Annotated in this window: 16 protein-coding genes; 6 read left to right on the plus strand and 10 right to left on the minus strand. The window is 73.3% G+C overall.

The annotated features are described in order from the left end of the window. Window positions 1-4 precede the first annotated feature (4 nt). Together ACIF83_RS03990 and ACIF83_RS03995 are read left to right on the plus strand one after the other, a co-directional pair. Window positions 5-1,564, plus strand: a complete 1,560-nt coding sequence (locus ACIF83_RS03990; protein WP_399723275.1) for a DUF6519 domain-containing protein — start codon at window positions 5-7, stop codon at window positions 1,562-1,564. Beyond that, complete coding sequence (locus ACIF83_RS03995; protein WP_393478500.1) at window positions 1,564-2,451, plus strand: peptidoglycan-binding protein; 888 nt, start codon at window positions 1,564-1,566, stop codon at window positions 2,449-2,451. Before ACIF83_RS03990 ends, ACIF83_RS03995 begins: the two co-directional genes overlap by 1 nt. Before the next feature lie 15 nt (window positions 2,452-2,466). Here the strand turns inward: ACIF83_RS03995 and ACIF83_RS04000 are convergent, their stop codons facing one another. Then, a complete protein-coding gene (locus ACIF83_RS04000) occupies window positions 2,467-2,868 on the minus strand; it encodes a DUF5997 family protein (protein WP_393478503.1) in 402 nt (133 codons plus the stop codon). 58 nt (window positions 2,869-2,926) lie between these two features. Between ACIF83_RS04000 and ACIF83_RS04005 the strand changes: the two genes are divergently transcribed. Then, window positions 2,927-3,721: a LysR family substrate-binding domain-containing protein gene (locus ACIF83_RS04005; RefSeq protein ID WP_393478505.1), complete on the plus strand. Its 795-nt coding sequence runs from the start codon at window positions 2,927-2,929 to the stop codon at window positions 3,719-3,721. A gap of 200 nt (window positions 3,722-3,921) precedes the next feature. Here the strand turns inward: ACIF83_RS04005 and ACIF83_RS04010 are convergent, their stop codons facing one another. From ACIF83_RS04010 to ACIF83_RS04025, 4 genes are all read right to left on the minus strand, one after another. Next, window positions 3,922-5,424 (minus strand): MFS transporter, encoded by a 1,503-nt coding sequence (locus ACIF83_RS04010; protein ID WP_399723278.1) that lies wholly within the window; start codon window positions 5,422-5,424, stop codon window positions 3,922-3,924. 100 nt (window positions 5,425-5,524) lie between these two features. Further along, window positions 5,525-8,323 carry a beta-L-arabinofuranosidase domain-containing protein gene (locus ACIF83_RS04015; RefSeq protein WP_399723280.1) on the minus strand — a complete coding sequence of 933 codons (2,799 nt, stop codon included), beginning with the start codon at window positions 8,321-8,323 and terminating at the stop codon, window positions 5,525-5,527. A 110-nt stretch (window positions 8,324-8,433) separates the two neighbouring features. Then, window positions 8,434-9,129 (minus strand): HAD family hydrolase, encoded by a 696-nt coding sequence (locus ACIF83_RS04020; protein WP_399723282.1) that lies wholly within the window; start codon window positions 9,127-9,129, stop codon window positions 8,434-8,436. Window positions 9,130-9,149: 20 nt separating this feature from the next. Then, window positions 9,150-9,626, minus strand: coding sequence for an Lrp/AsnC family transcriptional regulator (locus tag ACIF83_RS04025; RefSeq protein WP_186581529.1), 477 nt, complete (start codon window positions 9,624-9,626; stop codon window positions 9,150-9,152). Between the two features lie 258 nt (window positions 9,627-9,884). Here ACIF83_RS04025 and ACIF83_RS04030 point away from each other — a divergent pair, with 258 nt between their 5' ends. Together ACIF83_RS04030 and ACIF83_RS04035 are read left to right on the plus strand one after the other, a co-directional pair. Continuing rightward, a complete protein-coding gene (locus ACIF83_RS04030) occupies window positions 9,885-11,375 on the plus strand; it encodes an FUSC family protein (protein ID WP_399723284.1) in 1,491 nt (496 codons plus the stop codon). 568 nt (window positions 11,376-11,943) lie between these two features. Continuing rightward, window positions 11,944-12,975: a lactonase family protein gene (locus ACIF83_RS04035; RefSeq protein ID WP_399723286.1), complete on the plus strand. Its 1,032-nt coding sequence runs from the start codon at window positions 11,944-11,946 to the stop codon at window positions 12,973-12,975. 97 nt (window positions 12,976-13,072) lie between these two features. On the opposite strand, the gene ACIF83_RS04040 is transcribed toward ACIF83_RS04035, so the two are convergent. From ACIF83_RS04040 to ACIF83_RS04055, 4 genes are all read right to left on the minus strand, one after another. Beyond that, window positions 13,073-13,996 carry a sirohydrochlorin chelatase gene (locus ACIF83_RS04040; protein WP_393478519.1) on the minus strand — a complete coding sequence of 308 codons (924 nt, stop codon included), beginning with the start codon at window positions 13,994-13,996 and terminating at the stop codon, window positions 13,073-13,075. Between the two features lie 142 nt (window positions 13,997-14,138). Next, window positions 14,139-15,113, minus strand: a complete 975-nt coding sequence (locus ACIF83_RS04045; protein ID WP_399723289.1) for an N-acetylglucosamine kinase — start codon at window positions 15,111-15,113, stop codon at window positions 14,139-14,141. After that, entirely contained in the window at window positions 15,110-15,787 is a 678-nt protein-coding gene (locus ACIF83_RS04050; RefSeq protein ID WP_386575079.1) for a uracil-DNA glycosylase, read from the minus strand. The genes ACIF83_RS04045 and ACIF83_RS04050 overlap by 4 nt, the downstream gene beginning before the upstream one ends. A gap of 140 nt (window positions 15,788-15,927) precedes the next feature. Then, window positions 15,928-17,013, minus strand: coding sequence for a WD40/YVTN/BNR-like repeat-containing protein (locus ACIF83_RS04055; RefSeq protein WP_399724039.1), 1,086 nt, complete (start codon window positions 17,011-17,013; stop codon window positions 15,928-15,930). A 272-nt stretch (window positions 17,014-17,285) separates the two neighbouring features. Here ACIF83_RS04055 and ACIF83_RS04060 point away from each other — a divergent pair, with 272 nt between their 5' ends. After that, complete coding sequence (locus ACIF83_RS04060) at window positions 17,286-17,873, plus strand: hypothetical protein (protein ID WP_399723291.1); 588 nt, start codon at window positions 17,286-17,288, stop codon at window positions 17,871-17,873. Between the two features lie 62 nt (window positions 17,874-17,935). Here ACIF83_RS04060 and ACIF83_RS04065 read toward each other — a convergent pair whose 3' ends face one another. Next, complete coding sequence (locus ACIF83_RS04065) at window positions 17,936-19,912, minus strand: HEAT repeat domain-containing protein (RefSeq protein ID WP_399723293.1); 1,977 nt, start codon at window positions 19,910-19,912, stop codon at window positions 17,936-17,938. Between the last annotated feature and the right edge of the window lie 133 nt (window positions 19,913-20,045).

A 20,045-nucleotide genomic window follows, 5' to 3' on the forward strand; every position in this document is an offset into this window, starting at 1 on the left:
CTTCATGCACGCTGATCTCTCCCGCTCCACCTTCCGCCCGGAGCGGCACTACTCGGCGGTCGTCGCCCAGCAGGGCCGCGTCCAGCTGGACGCGGACCTCAACGAGCAGGCCGCCATCCAGCTCCACCAGGCCCGCACGCTCGCCGCCGACCTGATCGGACGGCACGGGGGACCCGGCGGCACCGGCCGTGTCACCGGCTTCCGCATCGAGTACGTGGGCGGCAAGCTCGACATCGACACCCTGTACATCCACGGCGGCCGCTACTACGTCGACGGCATCCTGTGCGACGCCGACCGCCCGGCGCCCGGCATCCCCGTACCGGACGAGGACGACAAGGAGCAGCCGGCTCCGGCGACCGACGCCTACTGGGACTACTGGAACCAGCCCGACGGCTTCCGCGACCCGGAGAACCACGCCGACCGGCTGCCCTCGCCCGCCCAGTCGCCCTTCGTCGTCTACCTGAAGGTGTGGGAGCGGGCGGTCTCCGCGGCCGAGGACCCGGCGCTGCGCGAGGTCGCCCTCGGCGCCGCGCTGCCCGACACGGCGGTCCGCGCGAAGGTGGTCTGGCAGGTGCTGCCGCTGTCGATGTCCGCACTGGACATTGAGGGGAGCGAACCGTCCGCGCAGGCCGTGCGTGAGGCGTTCGAGAAGTGGGCGAAGGCCCAGGCGGAGCCCTCCGCCCATCTCGCCGCCCGCAGCGAGCGGCCCGAGCACGCCGACGAGGACCCCTGCCTGGTCCGGCCCGACGCCCGCTACCGCGGCCCGGAGAACCAGCTGTACCGGGTGGAGATCCACGCGGGCGGCGAGGCGAAGGACGCCACCTTCAAGTGGTCTCGGGAGAACGGCTCCGTGGTCTTCCCGGTCGACGAACTGGACGGCACCTGGGTGCAGTTGGCGACCCTCGGCCTCGACGGCAAACTCGACCTGGACGTCGGTGACCACGTCGAGTTCACCGACACGGCCTACGCCTCCCGCCTCGAACCCCTGCCCCTGCTGCGGGTCGAGGAACTGGACCTGCCCGGCCGTCGCGTCCGGCTCTCCGCCGAACCGGACCCGCGCGTCGGACGCCTGCCGCACCTGCACCCGTTCCTGCGCCGCTGGGACCACCAGGAGGGTCCGAAGCAGAAGGGCCGTACGACGGCGCTGAAGGGCGGTGCCGTCCCTGTCGCCGAGGGGGAGTGGCTGCCCCTGGAGGACGGCGTCGAGGTGTACTTCGCCAAGGGCGGCGGCTACCGCACCGGCGACCACTGGCTGATCCCCGCCCGCACCGCCACCGGCAGCGTCGAGTGGCCGGCCGACACGGCGCGCCGCCCCCTGCTCCAGGCCCCGGCCGGGATCGCCCGGCACTTCGCGCCGCTGGCCCTGGTGCAGGGCGAGGGCAGCACCGTCGATCTGCGGTTCGCCTTCGGCCCGCTCGGCACGGACATCCCCGCGGCCGACCGGGCGGCCCTGGACGCCGAGGCCCTGGCCGCGCGCGAGGAGCAGGCCGCCGAGGCCGACCCCTCCGGCGGCCGCTCGCAGACCACAGCGGCGGCCGAGGCCGCCGTGGAAGGAGACAACTGATGGCTGAGCCGATGACCGGGTCGAAGCTGCTGGAGGTGCTGCGCGCCGAGGGCCTGACCGTCCACGAGGTGCGCGACTGGCGCCACCACAACCGCAACACCAAGGGCCCCTGGGGCCCGGTGAACGGCGTGATGATCCACCACACCGTCACCTCGGGCACCGAGAACTCCGTGAACATCTGTTACAACGGCTACTCCGGCCTGCCCGGCCCGCTGTGCCACGGCGTGATCGACAAGCAGGGCCATGTCCACCTCGTCGGCAACGGCCGCGCCAACCACGCGGGCCTCGGCGACAGCGACGTGCTGCGCGCGGTGATCAACGAGACCAGGCTGCCGCACGACAACCAGGCCGACGTCGACGGCAACCGGCACTTCTACGGCTTCGAGTGCATCAACCTCGGTGACGGCAAGGACCCCTGGCCGCAGGCGCAGAAGGAGGCCATCGAGAAGGTCGCCGCCGCGATCTGCCGGCACCACGGCTGGTCCGAGCGCTCCGTCATCGGGCACAAGGAGTGGCAGCCGGGCAAGCAGGACCCGCGCGGCTTCACCATGGACGGGATGCGCAAGCGGATAGCCGACCGGCTGGCCGGAAAGGGCGGCGGCACGGACCCGGACCCCAAGCCCGCGCCCAAGCCGAAGTACGCACCGTTCCCGGGCAGCGGCTTCTTCCACATCGGGCAGAAGTCGCCCGTCGTCACGGCCATGGGCCGTCGGCTGGTCGCCGAGGGCTGCGGGCACTACGAGGAGGGGCCGAGCCCCGAGTGGACCGAGGCCGACCGCAGGTCCTACGCCGCCTGGCAGCACAAGCTCGGCTTCAAGGGCAGGGACGCGGACGGCATCCCCGGCAAGGCCAGCTGGGACCGGCTGAAGGTGCCGTCGGACGGCTGAGTCGGCGGAAGGGCGTCAGCGCCGCTCGGCGCCCTTCTCCTGCTTCTCCTTGTGCAGCTTCTTGATCCGCACCGTTTCCTTGCGGACCTCGGCCTGGGTGGCGCGCTCCTTCTCCAGCCACTCGGGCCGCTCTTCCTTGAGCGCCTCGATCTGCTCGGTGGTCAGCGCCTCGGTGATCCCGCCGCGGGCGAGCCCCGCGATGGACACGCCGAGCTTCGCGGCCACCACCGGGCGCGGGTGCGGACCGTTCTCCCGCAGCACGCGCAGCCACTCCGGCGGACTGGCCTGCAGCTCGTTCAGTTCGGCGCGCGTGACCACACCCTCCTGGAACTCGGCGGGGGTGGCGGGGAGGTACACACCCAGCTTCTTCGCCGCGGTCGCGGGCTTCATCGTCTGGGTGCTCTGCTGCGAACTCATGAGGTCAAGGGTATCGGCCGTGTGCCGGACGGCCGACCACGGCCGGTAACCTGGCCTGGTGACAGGCTCGGAGGAAACACCGTCGTTCCGGCTCGCGTACGTCCCCGGGGCGACGCCCGCCAAGTGGGTGCGGATCTGGAACGAGCGCCTGCCCGACATTCCGCTCGCCCTCGTCCCGGTGCCCAGCACCGAGGCGGGGGACGTGCTGCGGGCGGGCGACGCGGACGCGGGCCTCGTACGGCTGCCGGTCGACCGTACGTTCTTCAGCGCGATCCCCCTCTACACCGAGACCACGGTGGTCGTCGTCCCCAAGGACCACCTGATCACGGCGGCGGAAGAGGTGACCCTGGCCGATCTCGCCGACGAGGTGCTCTTCCACCCCCTGGACGACGTCTTCGACTGGGACAGCCCGCCCGGCGAACCCGCCTTCGAGCGCCCCGCGACGACGGAGGACGCCATCGAGCTGGTGGCGGCCGGGGTGGGCCTCCTGATCGTCCCCCAGTCCCTCGCCCGCCTCCACCACCGCAGGGACCTCACCTACCGCCCGGTCGTCGACGCACCCCAGTCGAGCGTCGCCCTGTCCTGGCCGGAGGAGGCCACCACCGACCTGGTGGAGGACTTCATCGGCATCGTCCGCGGCCGCACGGTCAACAGCACGCGCGGCCGTACGACGGCGAAGGCCGAGGCCGAGGCGGAGCAGAAGCGGAAGCGCCCGGAGCAGGGTGGCGCCCGGCAGAAGCCGGCGGCCGCGAAGTCGACGGGTGGCAAGCCCGCGAGCCGTTCCGCACGGGGCCGCACGGGCTCCGGGGGCGCCAAGCCGGCCAAGCGGGGCAAGCCGCGCCGGAGGTCGTGACCCTCAGGACTCGCGGCGGAGGTCGTGACCCTCAGGACTCGCGGCGGAGGTCGTGACCCTCAGGACTCGCGGCGGAGGTCGTGACCCTCAGGATCCGCGCCGGAGGTCGTGAACCTCAGGATCCGCGCCGGAGGTCGTGAACCTCAGGACCCGACCCGGAGGTCGTGAACCTCAGGACCCGACCCGGAGGTCGTGACCCTTCAGGATCCGCTCCGGACCGGCTCCTCCGCCCCGCCCTCCTCGGAGCCCCGCCGGACCGTCCCGCCGACGGTGTCCGACTCGGGATGCACATGCCGCTCCCGCAGGTCCGCCACCGCCAGTAGCAGCGAGATCATGATGATCCCCACGGCGGTGAGCAGCCCCAGCTGAATCGCCGTGACGGAGCGCCCGTGGTTGGCCAGGTGTGCGAAGTACACCGCGCCGACCACGGCGATCCCGGCGGCCGAGCCGACGCGCTGGCCCGTCTGCAGCACCCCGCCGGCCGCACCGGCACGGTGTACCGGGACGCGGGTCAGGGTGAGGGTGGTGTTCGGGGAGACCGCCAGGCCGGAGCCGATCCCGCCGATGAGCAGCGGCAGCGCCGAGGCCCATCCCACGGCCTGCCCGGGCACCAGCTGCACCGCCACGACCACCCCGAGCAGCCCCGCGGCCACCCCGCTCAGACCGATGACCACGAGCTTGCGGCCGTGGCGCACCACCAGACGGCCGCCGATGGCGGCGCCGACCGCGGAGGCGGCCGCGAAGGGCAGGACCGTGAGCCCCGCCGTCAGCGCGCTGTATCCGACCGTGTTCTGCAGGAACAGCGTGTAGACGAAGAAGACCGTGGTGAAGCCCGCGAAGTAGGTCAGGCTGATCAGCGCGCCGAGCGTGAAGGAGCGCAGTGAGAACAGGTTCAGGTCGACCAGGGGAGCCCGCCCGCGCCGTCCCTCGCGCCGCTCCCACGCCCAGAACGCTGCCAGCAGCAGCGCGGCCACCGGCATCAGCGCCCACTTCAGCCGCCCGGTCCACTGCTGCTCCTGCACCAGGGGCAGCATGAGCGCAAGCACGGCCGAGCCGAGGAGCAGCACCCCGAACAGGTCGAACTCCTCCCGCTTGTCCGACATGGAGGGGAACCGGGGCAGCAGCCGCAGTCCCGCGACGAACGCGGCGACCCCGATGGGCAGGTTGACGAAGAACACCCAGCGCCAGCCGTCGTCGGTGCCGACGGCGTTGATCAGCAGACCGCCCGCGAGCGGGCCCACCGCCGTCGAGACCCCGATGACACTGCCGAGCAGACCGAAGGCCTTGGCCCGCTCGGCGCCCTGGAACATCTGCTGGATCAGCCCCGAGGTCTGCGGTGCGACCATGCCCGCCGCCGTGCCCTGGATCAGCCGGAAAAGCACCAGCCAGGAGGCACTGGGCGCGAGCCCGCACGCCGCCGAGGCCAGCGTGAACACGGCGAGCCCGAACAGGAAGGCCTGGCGCCGCCCGCGCATGTCGCCCAGCCGGCCCGTCGGGACCAGTGCGAGCCCGAAGGTCAGGGCGTACCCGGACACCACCCAGGACTGGGCGGCCTCGGATGCGCCGAGCCCGTGCTCCATCGAGGGCAGCGCCACGTTCACGATCGAGGTGTCGAGCAGCGAGATGAAGCCCGCTGTCAGACAGACCCCGAGCGCCTTCCACCGCCGGTCGTCGGGGGCGGGCCGGGCCTGGACTGTGGTCATGGGGTCACGCTAAGCAGCCACCCCGCCCAACGCACGGAAGGAGCACTTCCGCGCGCGTCGGAGACGTCACACCGGCACGCCGGCACGGGTGTCGGAGTCGTCAGGGCCTGTACGACGCCTTCCGCGCCGTACGCACGACAGCCTCCCCCTCCTCCTGCCCGAGCGACCCAGCCGCCACCCATTCCGCCACGACGTCCTGGACACGCGCGACCAGCGCGCCCTTGTTCCGGAACGGCGCCCCCGCCCAGATCTCGTCCAGCAAGGTGGTCCCGTCGGACCGGGCGGGGTTCGCCACGCCGGCGTCGAGGCCGCCGAAGATTGCCCGGGGTTCGGACCGCCGGAAGTACGCGTGGGTCGGGTCCTCGGTCCCCTCGAGGAACGGGGCGAACTCGATACCGTCCTGGGTGTAGTGCAGCGGGGAACCGGAGACGGGGGTCAGGGAGGGCAGCAGGTCGCCGGAGAGCGCCGCGTTCCGGTACAGGCCCAGCTTCAGGTACTCCGTGGCGGGGTTGCGGGCCACCAGGTTGACCGGGCCGTAGAACAGGGCCTGCAGGGACGGGTCGTCGAGGGCCTTCTCCACCCGGAGCCGGAACGGCATGCGCACCCGCACCGTGTCGCCGGGTCGCCAGGTCCGCGCGACGGTGAAGTAGCTGCCCGGCGTCGGAGTGCCCTCCACCGGACGCCCGTTGACCGTCACCCGGAACCTGGCGGTCGCCCAGCCGGGCACCCGCAGCCGCAGCGCGAACGAGGCACGGCCGCTGCCGCCGACGGTGAGGGTGCTGCCCTGCTCCCGCGGGTAGGCGGTGGTCTGGGTGACCGTGACACCCTTCTCGGTCCAGGTCAGGGTGGACGGGCTGTACAGGTTGACGTACAGGGCGCTGCCGTCGGCCGCCGCGAAGTACACCGAGTCCTGGTACTTGGTGGCGCTCTCCATGCCGGTGCCCTCGCAGCAGGTCGTGCCCTGCTTCGGTGTGTAGTCCCGGACATGCCCCGGCGTCAGCCCGATGAAGTACGTGACGAGCGGCTTCTCCGCGTCGGCCCTGTCCTGCTTGCTGCCGAGCACCTGGTTGTACAACGCCCGCTCGTAGTAGTCCATGTAGGCCGGATCCTGCTCGTGGAAGAACAGCGACCGGCTCAGCTTCAGCAGGTTGTACGCGCAGCACGTCTCCGCCGTCGTCGCACCGATCGTCCCCGCGACGACGTCCCGCGCCTTCCAGAACTCCCCGGTGCTGGTGCCGCCGATGCCGTACATGCGATGGGGTACGACCATGCGCCAGAAGTTCTTCGCGGCGGTGAGGTACCGCTGCTCGCCCGTCGCGTCGTACAGCCGGACCAGACCCGTGAAGATCGGTATGTGCTGGTTGGCGTGGAGCCCGTCGAGCACGTCGGTGTCCGCCGCGCACGCGTCGATCAGCCGGTCCAGGTCGAACAGGCGGGCCAGCACGAGGTGTTCGGCCTTGCCGGTGCGCTCGTGCAGGTCACAGATCGCCTCGACGATCCCGCCGTACTCGCCGCTGGAGAAGATCCCCCACATGCGCTGCAGGGTGGCCGCGGGCAGCCGGGACAGCCGGGAGTGCATCCAGTCGCCCATGCCCGAGGCGAGGTCCAGCGCCCGCTCGTCGCCGGTGGCCAGGTGGGCGTCCAGCAGACCGCGGAGGATCTTGTGCGCGGTGTAGTACGGCGCCCACACCTTCGTGTAGTCGCTGCCGGTCATCGACTCCAGCAGGACGAACTGCGTCTCCGGGTAGGCCGCGAGGAAGCCGGGATGGCTGGGGCCGCCCCAGGTGCGGCGCAGGGTGGCGTCCAGGCCGCGTCCGGAGGAGTCCGCGAAGCGCGCACCGGAGGTCTCGTCGAAGCGGTACGACACCAGGTCGCCGGGCCCGGCGGAGGTCTCGGCCGCGCGGGCGCCCTGGAGTTCGCCGATCTCGGTGGCGCTGAGCGCGCGCGACCAGATCGCGAACTCCTCGACGGCACCCGCGAACACGGGGTCGGCGGAGTAGTGCGAGCGGCCCAGCCAGTGGTCGGCGAGGTCGCCCAGGGCCGCGGGGGTGAGTGTCATGGCGGTGTTCCGGGCGACGGCCGTCCCGTTGACGTAGAGCGTGCCGGTGCCGGAGCCGAGGGTCACGGCCAGGTGGCTCCACTCGTTCAGCGGCAGCGGAGCGGTCCCGTCCAGGCCCTGCTCGCCGCCCGGGCCCGAGGTGGTGACGGCGAACCGGGGCACACCGGAGGCGTTGCGGACGGCGAGATACAGGTACCGGGTGGTGTTGTCGCCGAAGTCGAGGACGCGGGCCCAGTTCGCGTCGTGGGTGGGCTTCACCCAGGCGGACAGGGTGACCGCGGTGCCGTTCCCGAGCACCCCGGAGGGCAGGTCGACGTACCGGTAGGAGCCGCGCACCTGCTCGACGGCCGAGCCGAAGCGGCCCTGACCGGTCAGTACGGCGGGATCGTGGCGCAGTGCGTCCCGCACCTCGGTGAGTGCGCCGATCATGGTGCGGATCTTCTGTGCGAAAACCTCCTCGCCCGTGCTCGCGTACGCCTGCGCCAGCATGGTGAGGAAGTGCCCGGTGTAGTGCCCGCGCAGATTGCCGTTGGCCTCGCCGTCCAGCCCCTCCCAGCCGCCGGGCGCGGTCGCGCCGCCCGTGGGCAGGCCCGCGTTGGCACGGAAGACCTGGAGCAGCCGGTTCACGTCGTACCCGCGGGCGTGGCTGAGCATCAGGGCGCGTTTGTCGGCGAACAGACCGCGGCCGAGCGTCACGTCACCCAGCCCGAACGGCCTTACCGTCCAGGCGGGTTGGACACTGGCAGCCGCCGAACCGGCGGGGGCCACGGTCAGACCGGCCGCCGCGGCGGTGAGTGCGGTCGCCCGGAGGAGAGTGCGTCGCGAGAGGGGCGGGGTCATGTGCTCCTCGTTTCCCGTTGTCCGTGATATCGAACGACGTTCGATAAGTCGCCCAGAAGATAGGGAAGGGGTGGAGGAGCGTCAACGGTACTGACGAGTAAGGGAGTTGCTCAGTCGGAGCCGGCCGAGTCCGACAGCCAGGTGTATGCCGACTGTGCCGTGAACTCCGTCTGGCCGCCCCGCAGCAGCAGCGCGGCCGTGGCGAACTCGGGTGCGTCGGCCTGGGCGGCCACGTACGGGACGGCGATGCAGCGCATCCCGGCCGCGTGCGCGGCGGCCGCACCCGGTGCGGCGTCCTCCAGGACCACGCAGTCGGCCGGGTCCGCCCCGAGCCGCCGGGCCGCCTCCAGGAAGACGTCGGGGGCGGGCTTGCCGTGGGCCACCTCGTCGGCCGAGACGGCGATGCGCAGGAAGGTGTCCAGGCCGGTCCCCGCGAGGATCGCCTCGATGGCCTCGGGCGAGGAACCGGAGGCCACCGCCATCGGAACGGCCTCGGCCGCCAGCAGCTCCACGAACTTCCGCATCTCGGGGTAGGCGAGCGTGCCGACCCGGGCCAGCTCCAGATAGCGCCGGTTCGTCGCCCGGAACAGCTCGTCCACCGTGGCGCGCAGGCCGTAGCGCTCCCGCAGGGTCGAGACCGTCTCCAGGGTGCTGATCCCGACATAGCTCTCGTGCTCCGCCCAGGTGAAGCCCGGGAAGCCGTGCTCGGCCAGGGTCTGCCGGCTCGCCTCGTAGTAGTTCGGCTCGCTGTCCACCAGCGTTCCGTCGAGATCGAAGATGACCGAAAGCGTGCCGAGCTTGCTCATACGGTCCAGCATGCCAAGCGTCAGGCGCGGGCCGCTCGCCCGACCGACTCCACCAGGGGCAGCAGGCGGTACGGCACCCGCTCGCGCAGGGCCACTTCGGTGCGGGTGCGCACCACGCCCGGCAGGCTGATCAGCTTCTGGATCACGTCCTCCAGATGGGCGTTGTCCCGCCCCACCACCCGGGCCAGCAGATCCCCGCCGCCCGTGATCGAGAACGCCTCGACGATCTCCGGTACGGCGGCCAGCGCGTCCCCGACGTCGTCCAGATGCCCCTGGGTGACCTCGATGTGCACGAACGCAAGCACCGGGTGGCCGAGGGCGGCGGGGGAGAGCGAGGGGCCCGTACCGGTGATCACGCCGTCCCGTTCCATACGGTCCAGGCGGGCCTGGAGCGTGCCACGGGCGACGCCGAGGACGCGGGCGTACTCGCGCACGCTGGTACGCGGCTGCTCCAGCAGCAGCCGCAGGATGCGGGTGTCGAGTGCGTCCACGGTCATGATCTACGACTGTACCAATGGCTCAGCGGGCTGCAGCCCCGGTGTGCCGCCCGACCTGGTCCGTTGGTATTCAGCCGGACGATTATGCGCGGATGGCGCTGGGCCAATGGCTCAGTGATTCAGTCGACACTTGAGCCATCGACCTCTGTGATGCTCTCATGGAGACGTCGATGGCGCTGCGGATCCCCGCGGCGCCTTTTGTATGCCGGTGCTCCCGGCGTTCCCGTTGTTCCAGGTGTTCCCCAGGGGAGGGCGTCAGTGCTGAAGAGGGTGTTCGTGGCTCCGGACCCGGGGCGGACGCGGTTGCGTTTCGCCGCGCGGGCCGTCCTCGGCATCGGGCTGGCCGTCGTCGTGTGCGGGCTGGCCGGGCACTCGCTCGTCGGCGCGGTCACCGGCGGTCTCGCCGCGCTGCTCGCCCTGTTCACCGTCACCGACGCCACCGTGCGCGGGCAGGCCGTCACCACCGCGCTGCTGCCCGTCGTCGGCGTGCCCGTGCTGGCCGCGGCGGCGGAGTTGCACGACCACCCGGTGGCGCGGGACCTGGCCTTCCTCGCCGTCGTCGGCGTCGGCGTGTACGCCCGCCGCTGGGGCCCGCGTGGGCACAGCCTCGGCGTCTTCGCCTTCATGACCTTCTTCGTGGCCCAGTTCCTGCACGCCACGTCAGGACAGCTGCCCGAGCTGTACGCGGCCGTCCTGCTGTCCGTGCTCAGCGCTGCCGCGGTGCGCTTCGGTCTGTGGTGCTACGAGCGCCGGCTGCCCCCGGCGGTCGTGCCCGCGCCGCCCGCCGGGTCCGGGCTGGCCCGGGTCACCACCCGGCAGGCGGTCCAGGCGGTCGCCGGAGCCGGGTTCGCGCTGGTCGTGGGGCAGCTGGTGTCCGGGCAGCGCTGGTACTGGGCCGTGGGTGCCACCTGGTGGGTCTTCGTCAACACCGCCTCGCGCGGCGAGACCCTGGTACGCGGGTTCCGGCGGGTCCTCGGCACGGTGATCGGCATCGGCCTGGGCTTCCTCGTCGCCGTACCCGTGGACGGCGCGCCGGTCCCGACGGCCGTCCTCGTCGCGGTCGCCGTCTTCGGCATCTTCTACACCGCCGCCGTCTCGTACACCTGGATGATGCTCTGGGTGACCCTGCTCGCCGAACTGCTCTACGGCCTGCTCGGCGTCCTCGGCCCCGGCCTGCTCGCGCTGCGTCTCGCCGAGACCGGCGTCGGCGCCCTCGGTGCGGTGCTGGCCGTGCTGTTCGTGCTGCCCGTCACCACCCACGCCACCACCGACGCATGGATCCAGCGAGCCCTGCGCTGCGTCCACGCCTGCACCGCGGAGGCCGCCGCGCGCCTCGCGGGCTCGGACACGGCCGACCCGGCGCCGCGCGTGGCCGAGCTGGAGCAGCTGCTCGGCCGGGTCCGGCTCTCGGTCGCGCCGCTGGTGCACCCGCTGAACCCGATGCTCGGCCGCAAGCGGCGCGCCCGCCGGGTCCTCGCCCTCCTCGACGACTGCGCCCGGGAGATCCGCGGCCTGGTCGCCGTCGCCGCCGACCCCGAGGCCTCCCACGACGCCCGCCTGGCCACCGCCTGCTGGCGCGTGGAGTCCGCGGTCGAGGCACTCACCACCGGCGGCTCCGACCGCGTCCACCGCCCCGCCGACGCCCCGGCCGAGCCGGCCCTGGCCCACCTGCACGGCCTGGAGCGCGCCCTGGCCGACCTGGCCGAGCCCCTGCGGGCTCCGTCCGGATCACCGCTGGTGGGGGCCTGAGGGGCGGAGTGGCCGTAGTGCCTCTGGGGCGGCCTTGCGGCTGGTCCGAGGTCGCGGTCGGGGTATTCACGCCCAGTGTCTCCGAGGGCTTCCACGGGCTCCCGAGGTACCGGTCGAGCCTGCTCCGGCACACACCGGCCCGCCGAGGTCCCTGTCGTGCAGGCACTGGCCCGCCTGAAGGGCCTGGAGCGGTCCCTGTGGGTTCCGTCGGGATTGCCGCTGGTGGGGAGCCTGAGGGATGAGGTCGGCGGCGCGTCTCCGGGGCGGCCTTGCGGCTGGTCCGAGGTCGCGGACGGGGTATTCACCGTCGGTGGCTCCGTAGGGCGTCCATCGGGTCGCTGAGGCTCCGGTCGAGCCCGCTCTGGCATGCACCCGTCCGTCGGGGCTCCTGTCGAGTCGGCCCTGGCCCACCTGTAGGGCCTGGAGCGGTCCCTGCGGGCTCCGTCGGGATTGCCGCTGGTGGGAGCCCGAGCGGCGTCGGCGAACACTCCCTCGTCACCCGTTTGGTCTAGACCTGAAGTGATCGACTGCTACCGTCGGCACTGGCTCGGACCGAGAGGGGACAGCGGTGGCAGAGGGCGGCAGGCGGTACAGGGCGTTCATCGGGTCGTTCACGGCGGCGGGCGGGCCCGGGCTGGTCACCGCGGACGTGCGCCCGGGCAGCGGGGCGCTGACCGTCACCGGCCGTCTCGGTGCCCTGCCCGACCCCTCCTACCTGGCCCTGTCGCCGGACGGGACCATGCTCTACGCGGTCAGTGAGACCGCCGACGGCGCCGTCGCCGCGTTCCGCGTCGGCCGTGACAAACCGGAGCCCGCGGGGCCGCCCGTGCCGGTGGACGGCAGCGGACCCACGCACCTCAGCCTGTACGCCGGGCACGTCCTGACCGCCAACTACGGCTCCGGCAGCGTCACGGCCGTACCGGTGCGCTCGGACGGCAGCCTGGTCCCCGCGCCCTCGGGGGTGCTCCAGCACACCGGCTCCGGTCCGCACGACCGGCGCCAGCGCGGCCCGCACGCCCACCAGGTGCAGCCGGACCCGAGCGGCCGGTGGGCGGTCAGCGTCGACCTCGGCACGGACTCGGTCCGGGTGTGCACCCTGGACGACGGCATCCCGACCCTGCACCGCGAGATCGCGCTGCGCCCCGGATCGGGCCCCCGCCACCTGGCCTTCCATCCGGACGGCGAGCACGCCTACGTGGTCAACGAACTCACCCCCACCGTCACGGTCTGCCTCTGGGACGCCGACGCGGGCTCCCTGAAGCCGCTGACCGAGGTCCCGGTCCTGCCGGGCGCTCCGGCCGGCGACGCCTACGCCTCGGGCGTCGTGGTCTCGCCCGACGGCCGTTTCGTGTGGACCGCGACCCGCGGCGAGGACGTCCTGTCCGTGCTCGCCGTCCAGGGGGACGCACTCCGCCTGATCGGCACGGTGCCCTGCGGCGGACACTGGCCTCGCGCGCTGGCCGAGCACGACGGCTTCCTCTACGCGGCCAACGAACGATCCGGAGACGTGACCTGGTTCGCTGTCGACGAGCGGACCGGGCTGCCCCGCTACGACGGCTCCGTCGAGGTCGCCGCGGCCTCCTGCATCGTCTTCGGCTGAGCGGCCGGGCGGGAGCTGAGCGGCCGAGCGACAACACACAGGGCCCGCTCCAGTGGTCTGGAGCGGGCCCTGCGTCGTTCGGGTGCCGTGTCCGGCGTCAGCGGGCCGGCGTGCCCTGCGGCTGCGGCGGGGCGATGCCCAGCGCGGTCGTGTATTTGGCGAGGGCGAGCTTGCCGATCGCGGGGTAGGCGCCGAGCGCCTCCGCCGTGGCGCAGCCCGCCTCCTCGGCGGCAGCCGCCAGCAGCGCCGGGTCGATCTCCGGGCCGATCAGGTACGGCGCCAGGGCCAGCTGCTGCGAGCCCGAGGAACGCAGCTGCTCGGCGACGGAGGTGATCGAACCCTCCTGGTCCAGGGCCGCGGCCATCACCGGCACGGCCAGGCGCGCGGCGAGCAGCATGCCGGTGATCCCGGCCGCCTGCACGGCCTCGTCGCCGCCCACGGAGGCCAGGATGATGCCGTCGGCGGCGGTGGCCACGGTGAACAGGCGGGCACGGTCGGCCCGGGCCAGACCGGCCTCGGACAGGCGCACGTGCAGCGCCTCGGCGAGCAGCGGGTGCGGGCCGAGGACATCGGTCAGGTCGGCGGCGACCCGGCTGTCCATCACGGACTGGCGGACCTGGCGCAGCAGCGCGCTGTCCGGACCGGCCAGCAGCGGGACGACGACCGCGACCGGGCCGTCGGGCTCCTTGACCTCGAGGCCGGCGGCGACGGCCTGCTCGTAGCGGGCGGCGCGCTCCTCGGCGGCGTGCGCGAGCACGGCCCGCAGGCTCGGGAATTCGGTGTCGTCCCCGTCCAGGTATCCGATCCGGGCGTCCAGGCCGGGCAGCTCGGAGCGGGCGATGCTCACGACCTCCTCGGCGAGGCTGCGCGCGGCGGCGCTGGGCGCGCCGGGTACCGCGAGGACGAGCGCGGGCGCGCCCTCGGGAGCCACCAGCGGTTCCGGTCGGCGGTGCCGTCCGGGCTGGCGGGGTCGCGGCATTCGTACTGGCAGGCCGGACGCGGGCCCAGTGGGGGAGCTCATGGCGCCGCATGTTACTGGCTTCTTGGGCTCCCTTGTTCGGGGAGGGTGCAGGTGAGCGGTATCCGTCCGGTTTTGTCTGATGAGTTACGTACCCTTGGCACGTGTTCCGGGCACTTGCCGGACAGATGTACCGTGAAGGGGTTCAATCCCCTTTTGTGGGGACCACGTAGAGCATGGGCGGTTCACCCGGCAGTGTGAGCCGCCCGGCCGCCAGCTCGTTCGCGATCCGTACACAGCCGTGCAGCGGGTCGCCCTCGGCCGGCACCTGCCGGGCGTGCGGCAGCCTCGCGGCCAACTCCTCCCGCAGGGGTACGAGGAGCGGGTCGCCCATCTTGAGCAGGCCGCCGGTGAACGCCACTTCGGGTGCGCCGGAGGCCGGGCACACCGCGGCGGCGGACTCGGCGATGTTCCGGGCCGCCGCACGCAGGATGCCGACGGCCACCGGGTCGCGCGGGGCGCAGGCGGCCACCTGGGGCGCGAAGGAGGCCAGCAGCGCGGGCCGGTCGGTACGGGGGTAGAGCAGGCCGGGCAGTCCCCGCACCGGGCCGAACTGTTCCTCGGCGCACGCCAGCAGCGGCGCGGAGCCGCCGTCCCGGCCGTCGTGGGCGCGCAGCGCCGCCTCCAGCCCGGCCCGCCCGATCCACGCCCCGCCGCCGCAGTCGCCCAGCAGGTGGCCCCAGCCGTCCGCCCGCCGCCAGCCGGTCAGATCGGTGCCGACCGCGATCAGACCGGTGCCCGCGGCTACCACGGCACCCGGCCGCGGTCCGAGGGCGCCCGCGTAGGCCGTCACGGCATCGGCGGCCAGGGCCACGTTCCGAACGCCCAGTTCCCGGGCGAGCGCGCCCGGCAGTTCGGCGCGCAGGGCGTCGCCCAGGGACGAGAACCCGGCGGCGCCGACGACGGCCGTGTCCAGTTCGCCCACCCCGGCCTCCGCCGCCAACGCGCGGGCGAGGGGGGCGAGTTGCGCCATCAGGTGGGCGGGGTCGATCCCCCGCGCACCGGTACGGACCGGCTCTCCCGAGGCTCGCTGGGCCGAGGGTGCCTGCCCCGGAACGCCGACGGCGACCCGGAGACCGGAGCCCCCGGAGTCCACCGCCAGGTAACCGGGGGCGGTCACGGCAGACGCCAGTCCACCGGCTGTCCGCCCTGCTGGATCAGCAGGTCGTTGGCCCGGCTGAACGGACGCGACCCGAAGAAGCCGCGGTCGGCCGACATGGGCGAGGGATGCGCGGACTCCACGGCCGGCAGACTGCCCAGCAGCGGGCGCAGGTTCCGGGCGTCACGTCCCCACAGCACGGAAACCAGCGGCTTGCCGCGCGCGGCCAGGGCTCGGATCGCCTGCTCGGTGACCTCCTCCCAGCCCTTGCCGCGGTGGGCGGCCGGGCTGCGCGGTGCCGTGGTGAGTGCCCTGTTGAGCAGCAGCACGCCCTGCTGAGTCCACGGGGTGAGGTCGCCGTTGGACGGTTGGGGCAGCCCCAGGTCGGCGTTCAGCTCGCGGAAGATGTTGATCAGGCTCGGCGGCAGCGGACGTACCTCGGGCGCGACCGAGAACGACAGGCCGACCGCGTGCCCCGGGGTCGGGTACGGGTCCTGACCGACGATCAGGACGCGTACGTCGTCGAAGGGCTGCTGGAAGGCGCGCAGGACGTTCGGTCCGGCCGGGAGGTAGGTGCGTCCCGCGGCGATCTCCGCGCGCAGGAAGTCGCCCATCGCGGCGATCCGTCCGGCGGCGGGTTCCAGGGCCTTCGCCCAGCCCGGTTCGACGATTTCATGCAAGGGTCGTGGTGCCACGGGCGTCACCCTACTGCCGTACACCGGTCGGCGATCAAGCTGCGACCGGAGGCCGACCGAGGATGATCGGACCGTCGGCTCGAATGACCGTGTCCGCCCTCACCTCCCTTCCTGTGGGCCCCGGGGGCGGGCCTGCCGCGTCAGCCGATCACCGCGGCCCGCACGCACAGCACGTCCGGCAGATGGGAGGCGAGCTGCTGCCAGCTGTCGCCGTCGTCGGCCGAGGCGTACACCTCGCCGTTGCGGTTGCCGAAGTAGACCCCGGCCGGATCCGCGTCGTCCGTCCGCAGCGCGTCACGCAGCACGGTGCCGTAGTGGTCCTCCGCCGGCAGCCCGTGCGACAGCGGCTCCCAGCTCTTGCCCGCGTCGGCCGTGCGGAAGACCCGGCAGCGGTGGTCGGCGGGCACCCGGTCGGCGTCGGCGTTGATCGGGAAGACGTAGGCGGTGTCGCCGCGGTGCGGGTGGGTGGCCACCGCGAACCCGAACGTCGACGGCAGGCCCGCGCCGATGTCGGTCCACTGCGCGCCCGCGTCGTCGCTGCGGTACACGCCCCAGTGGTTCTGCAGGTACAGCCGGTCCGGGTCGCGCGCGTCCTTGGCGACCTTGTGCACGCACTGGCCGAACTCCGGGTTCGGATCCGGCAGGAACACCGCGGAGACACCGGAGTTGGCGGGCGCCCAGCTCGCCCCGCCGTCCGTGGTGCGGAAGACCCCGGCGGTGGAGACGGCGACGGTCACCGCCCGCGGGTCGCGCGCATCGGTGAGCACGGTGTGCAGGCCCTCACCGCCGCCGCCCGGCACCCACCGGGAGCGGGTCGGGTGCTCCCACAGGGGACGCACCAGTTCGAAGCTCTCCCCGCGGTCCTCGGAGCGGTACAGCGCGGCCGGTTCCGTGCCCGCGTACACCACGTCCGGCTCGGCGGCGGCCGGGTGCAGCTGCCACACCCGCTCCAGCGAAGCACCGGTGTCCTTGGGAAACTTGACGGCCGGCCGGGCCGGTTCGGTCCAGGTGCGGCCCAGGTCGTCGGAGTGGAACACCGATGGTCCCCAGTGCGCGCTGTCGCCGCCCGCGAGCAGCCGCGGGGTGCCGCCGCGGGTGTCGATGGCGACCGAGTAGACGGCCTGGGCGTTGAAGTAGGGGCTGTCGTCGAACTCCCAGGCGCCGCCGCGCCGCCGCCCGATGAAGAGGCCTTTGCGGGTGCCCACGGCGAGCAGGACCTCGGTCATGCCGATCACCTCCGGGACGTCCTTGTCCAGGTAGTCGTCAGATATCGGCCAGTCTGCACCCCGCCACCGACAGTCGACCCCGGGAGCGGCGTACGCGCAGGTCATGGCGGTGCTGTCGGCCTGTCGCAGAGATCGGCAAGGTGCGTTGGCGCATGCGCCTGCGCGAAGGGGGCGTCTCGTGCGACCGTCGGGGTGACGGCTCGTCGTGAGCAACGGGGCGGCCCTGCCCGTATGGGAGGTCGGTCCGGCCTGTCGGTGCGCTCGTGAGGAGGATGCCTTTGAAGGCGTTGCGTGGTCCCAAGGTGTGGCTGTGGCGCTGGCGGCGCAATCCGCTCCGGCGCCGGGCCGACGTGGTGGAGGCCTGGGTGGTGCTCGCCGCCTGGCTGCTGACCGTCCTGGCCGGGGTGCTGGCCGGACTCGTGGCGGCCCGTTCGGTGGAGCACGGACTGGCCAGGGAGCGCGCCGCCTGGCATCCCACCGTGGCCCACGTCGTCGCCCAGGCACCCGGCAGGGCCACCGCCGCAGGCACCGGCGGAGAGCGGGTCTGGGCCGAGGTCCGCTGGACCGTCCCCGACGGCTCGGCCCACACCGGCCAGGCCCGGGTCGCGCCGGGCAGCAAGGCCGGGGCCCCGGTCACCGTGTGGACCGACCCGCAGGGTCACCTGGTCACCCGCCCCACCACCGCCTCCGAGGCCGCCTTCCGGGCCACCTTGATAGGCGGCCTGGTCGGCGTGAGCACCGCCGCCGTCCCCTTCGTCGGCGGCCGCGTCCTGCGCGGTCGCCTGGCGCGCCGCCGCATGGACCGCTGGGACGCGGAGTGGGCTCGACTGGGGCCGCAGTGGGGTCGGATGAAATGGTGACGGTCCCCCTGCGTCGGTGACGGGCTCCGCGTCCATGCCGGGCCGTGCGCTCCGGCGCCCGGCTACAGCCCCGCCAGCACCTCCCCGCAGGTCCTGAGCAACGCCTCGTCCTTGGCGATGTCCTGGCTGCCGTACCCGCCCTCGCCGGCCGTGTGGCGCCGGGGGTCGGTCAGTTCGGCGGTCACCAGGTCGCGCAGCGGTGCGGCCGCCGGGCCCATGGCGGCGAGACACTGGGCGATCGGGCCGCGCGTGTAGGGGTTCTGCGACCATGCGGCCCGGAACACCGGCAGCACGGGTTCCGGGTCCCGGCCGATGTGCCACAGCGCGCACGCGGCCGCCGTCCGCTGCCACACCTGCCCCGAACGGGCCGTCCGGCGCAGTTCCGGCAGGGCCGCTCGGGCGGCCGGACCCAGCCTGCCCAGCCGCCGGGCGGCCAGCCGACGGCTCCCCGGCTCGCCCTGCGTCAACTCCCGCAGAAGGACGGGCAGTACGGCGGAGAGCGGTTCCCCCGCCGACCACAGGGCGCCCGCAGCGACGGCCGCGTGCCGGGTGTGCAGCAGGTCCCGGAGGACGGGTGCCGCCGCTGCGGCGGCCCCGAGGGCGTCCAGCGTCTCGATGGCCGGTCCGACGAGTCTCTCCCGTGCCCCGAGGTCGTCCGGTGCCCCGGACAGGAGCCGCAGCACCTCGGGCACCGCATGCCGGTCGCCCACGGCTCTGAGCGCGGCCAGGAGAGGAGTGGCCATCGTGTCGGCGGCGGGGGACTCCAGGGGGACACGAGCCAGATGGTGCCGCAGCGCGGGGGCGAGGAGAGCCGCGGCCGGACCCAGGTGCGCGATCTCGTGCCCCAGGCCGCCGGGCACGACCGGGCCGGCCAGCACCTGGGCCAGAACCGGGACCGCCCGTGGATCGCCGGTCCGGGCCAGGGCCTTGAGCGGGCCACCGAGGGCGGGCGAGCCGCGCTCCCAGCGGTGCGTCCACAGGTCGGGCCGGGCGGCCACCAGGGCGTGCAGGTCGTCCGCGGCGGGCGCGGCCAGGCCGTACAGCTCCACCAGGACCGAGACCGCCGCGTCCCGCAACCGGTCCTGCTCCGTGTCCAGTTGGGCACCGATCAGCGCCACGGGCCCGGCACAGTCGGCCCGCCAGCCGCGGAACAGCGCCGCCGACATGCACACGGCATTGCACCGGTCCATCGGGTCCGGGCTGGTCAACTGCCCGGTGAGCAGGGCGATCCGGTCAGCGGTCCGGTCGCCGAGCGCGGTGTGCAGGGTGCGCAGAAGTTGGGCGCCCTCCTCGTCCGAGGGCCGCAGCCGCCGTATCCGGCCCACGAGGGTGTCGTTCCCGGACGGCTCCGGTACCCGGGCGCGGCGCGCGGACCTGTCCCGCAGCAGCTCGACGGCCGTCGGCACCAGGTCGGCCGGGAGCAGCTTCGGGGCCCCCAGGGCGAGCTGGCCGAGCGCGGCCAGCCGCAGCCCGGGCTCGTAGGGCGGGGCGCTCTGCGTGGCCAACAGGTCCACCGCGGCGGTGGAGTGCGCCGGATGCCGCCGTACGAACAGGCCCAGCGCCTCGGTGAGCGCGAGCAGGACCCTGCCGTCCCGCTCGACCGGGATCCGCTGCCGCAACAGGTCCAGGACGCGCTCCGGGCCGTCCAGGAACCGTACGACGGCTCCGGCCGCCGCCCGGCGCACTCCCGGGTCCGGGTCCCCGAGGAGGGACACGAACACCTCGGAGCCCGCGCGCACGGCCGCACACGCGTGTGCGTCCCCGCTCTCCGCCCCTATGCTGACCAGCAGTTCGACGATGCAGCCCCGGTCCGGCACCGCCTCACGGGCCGCGAGCGAGCACAGGAAGGGAACGCAGGCCAGCGTCGAGTCGTACACGTTCCCCTGGTGATGCACCGTGCCGTACATGCCGTCGAGAGCGGTCTGTCGCTCGGCGGCGTCCGCGGAGGCCAGTCCCCGTAACCATCCGGGCACGTCCTCCGCGCTGCCGTACGCGTGGTGCAGCGAGGCCCAGCCGACCTCGTCGATCCCCGTGAACACGTTGTCCTCCCCAGGCCGGTACCACCTGATCGCGAGTCTGCACCACGGCACTGACAACGAAGCGAAGTCATGCGCTGACTGTGTGCGATCCGTCGGCTGTCACCGGCCACGGGGCGGGGTCCGCCCCGGTCGC

The organism is Streptomyces sp. NPDC085866 (genome assembly GCF_044541035.1).
Taxonomy (GTDB): Bacteria; Actinomycetota; Actinomycetes; order Streptomycetales; family Streptomycetaceae; genus Streptomyces.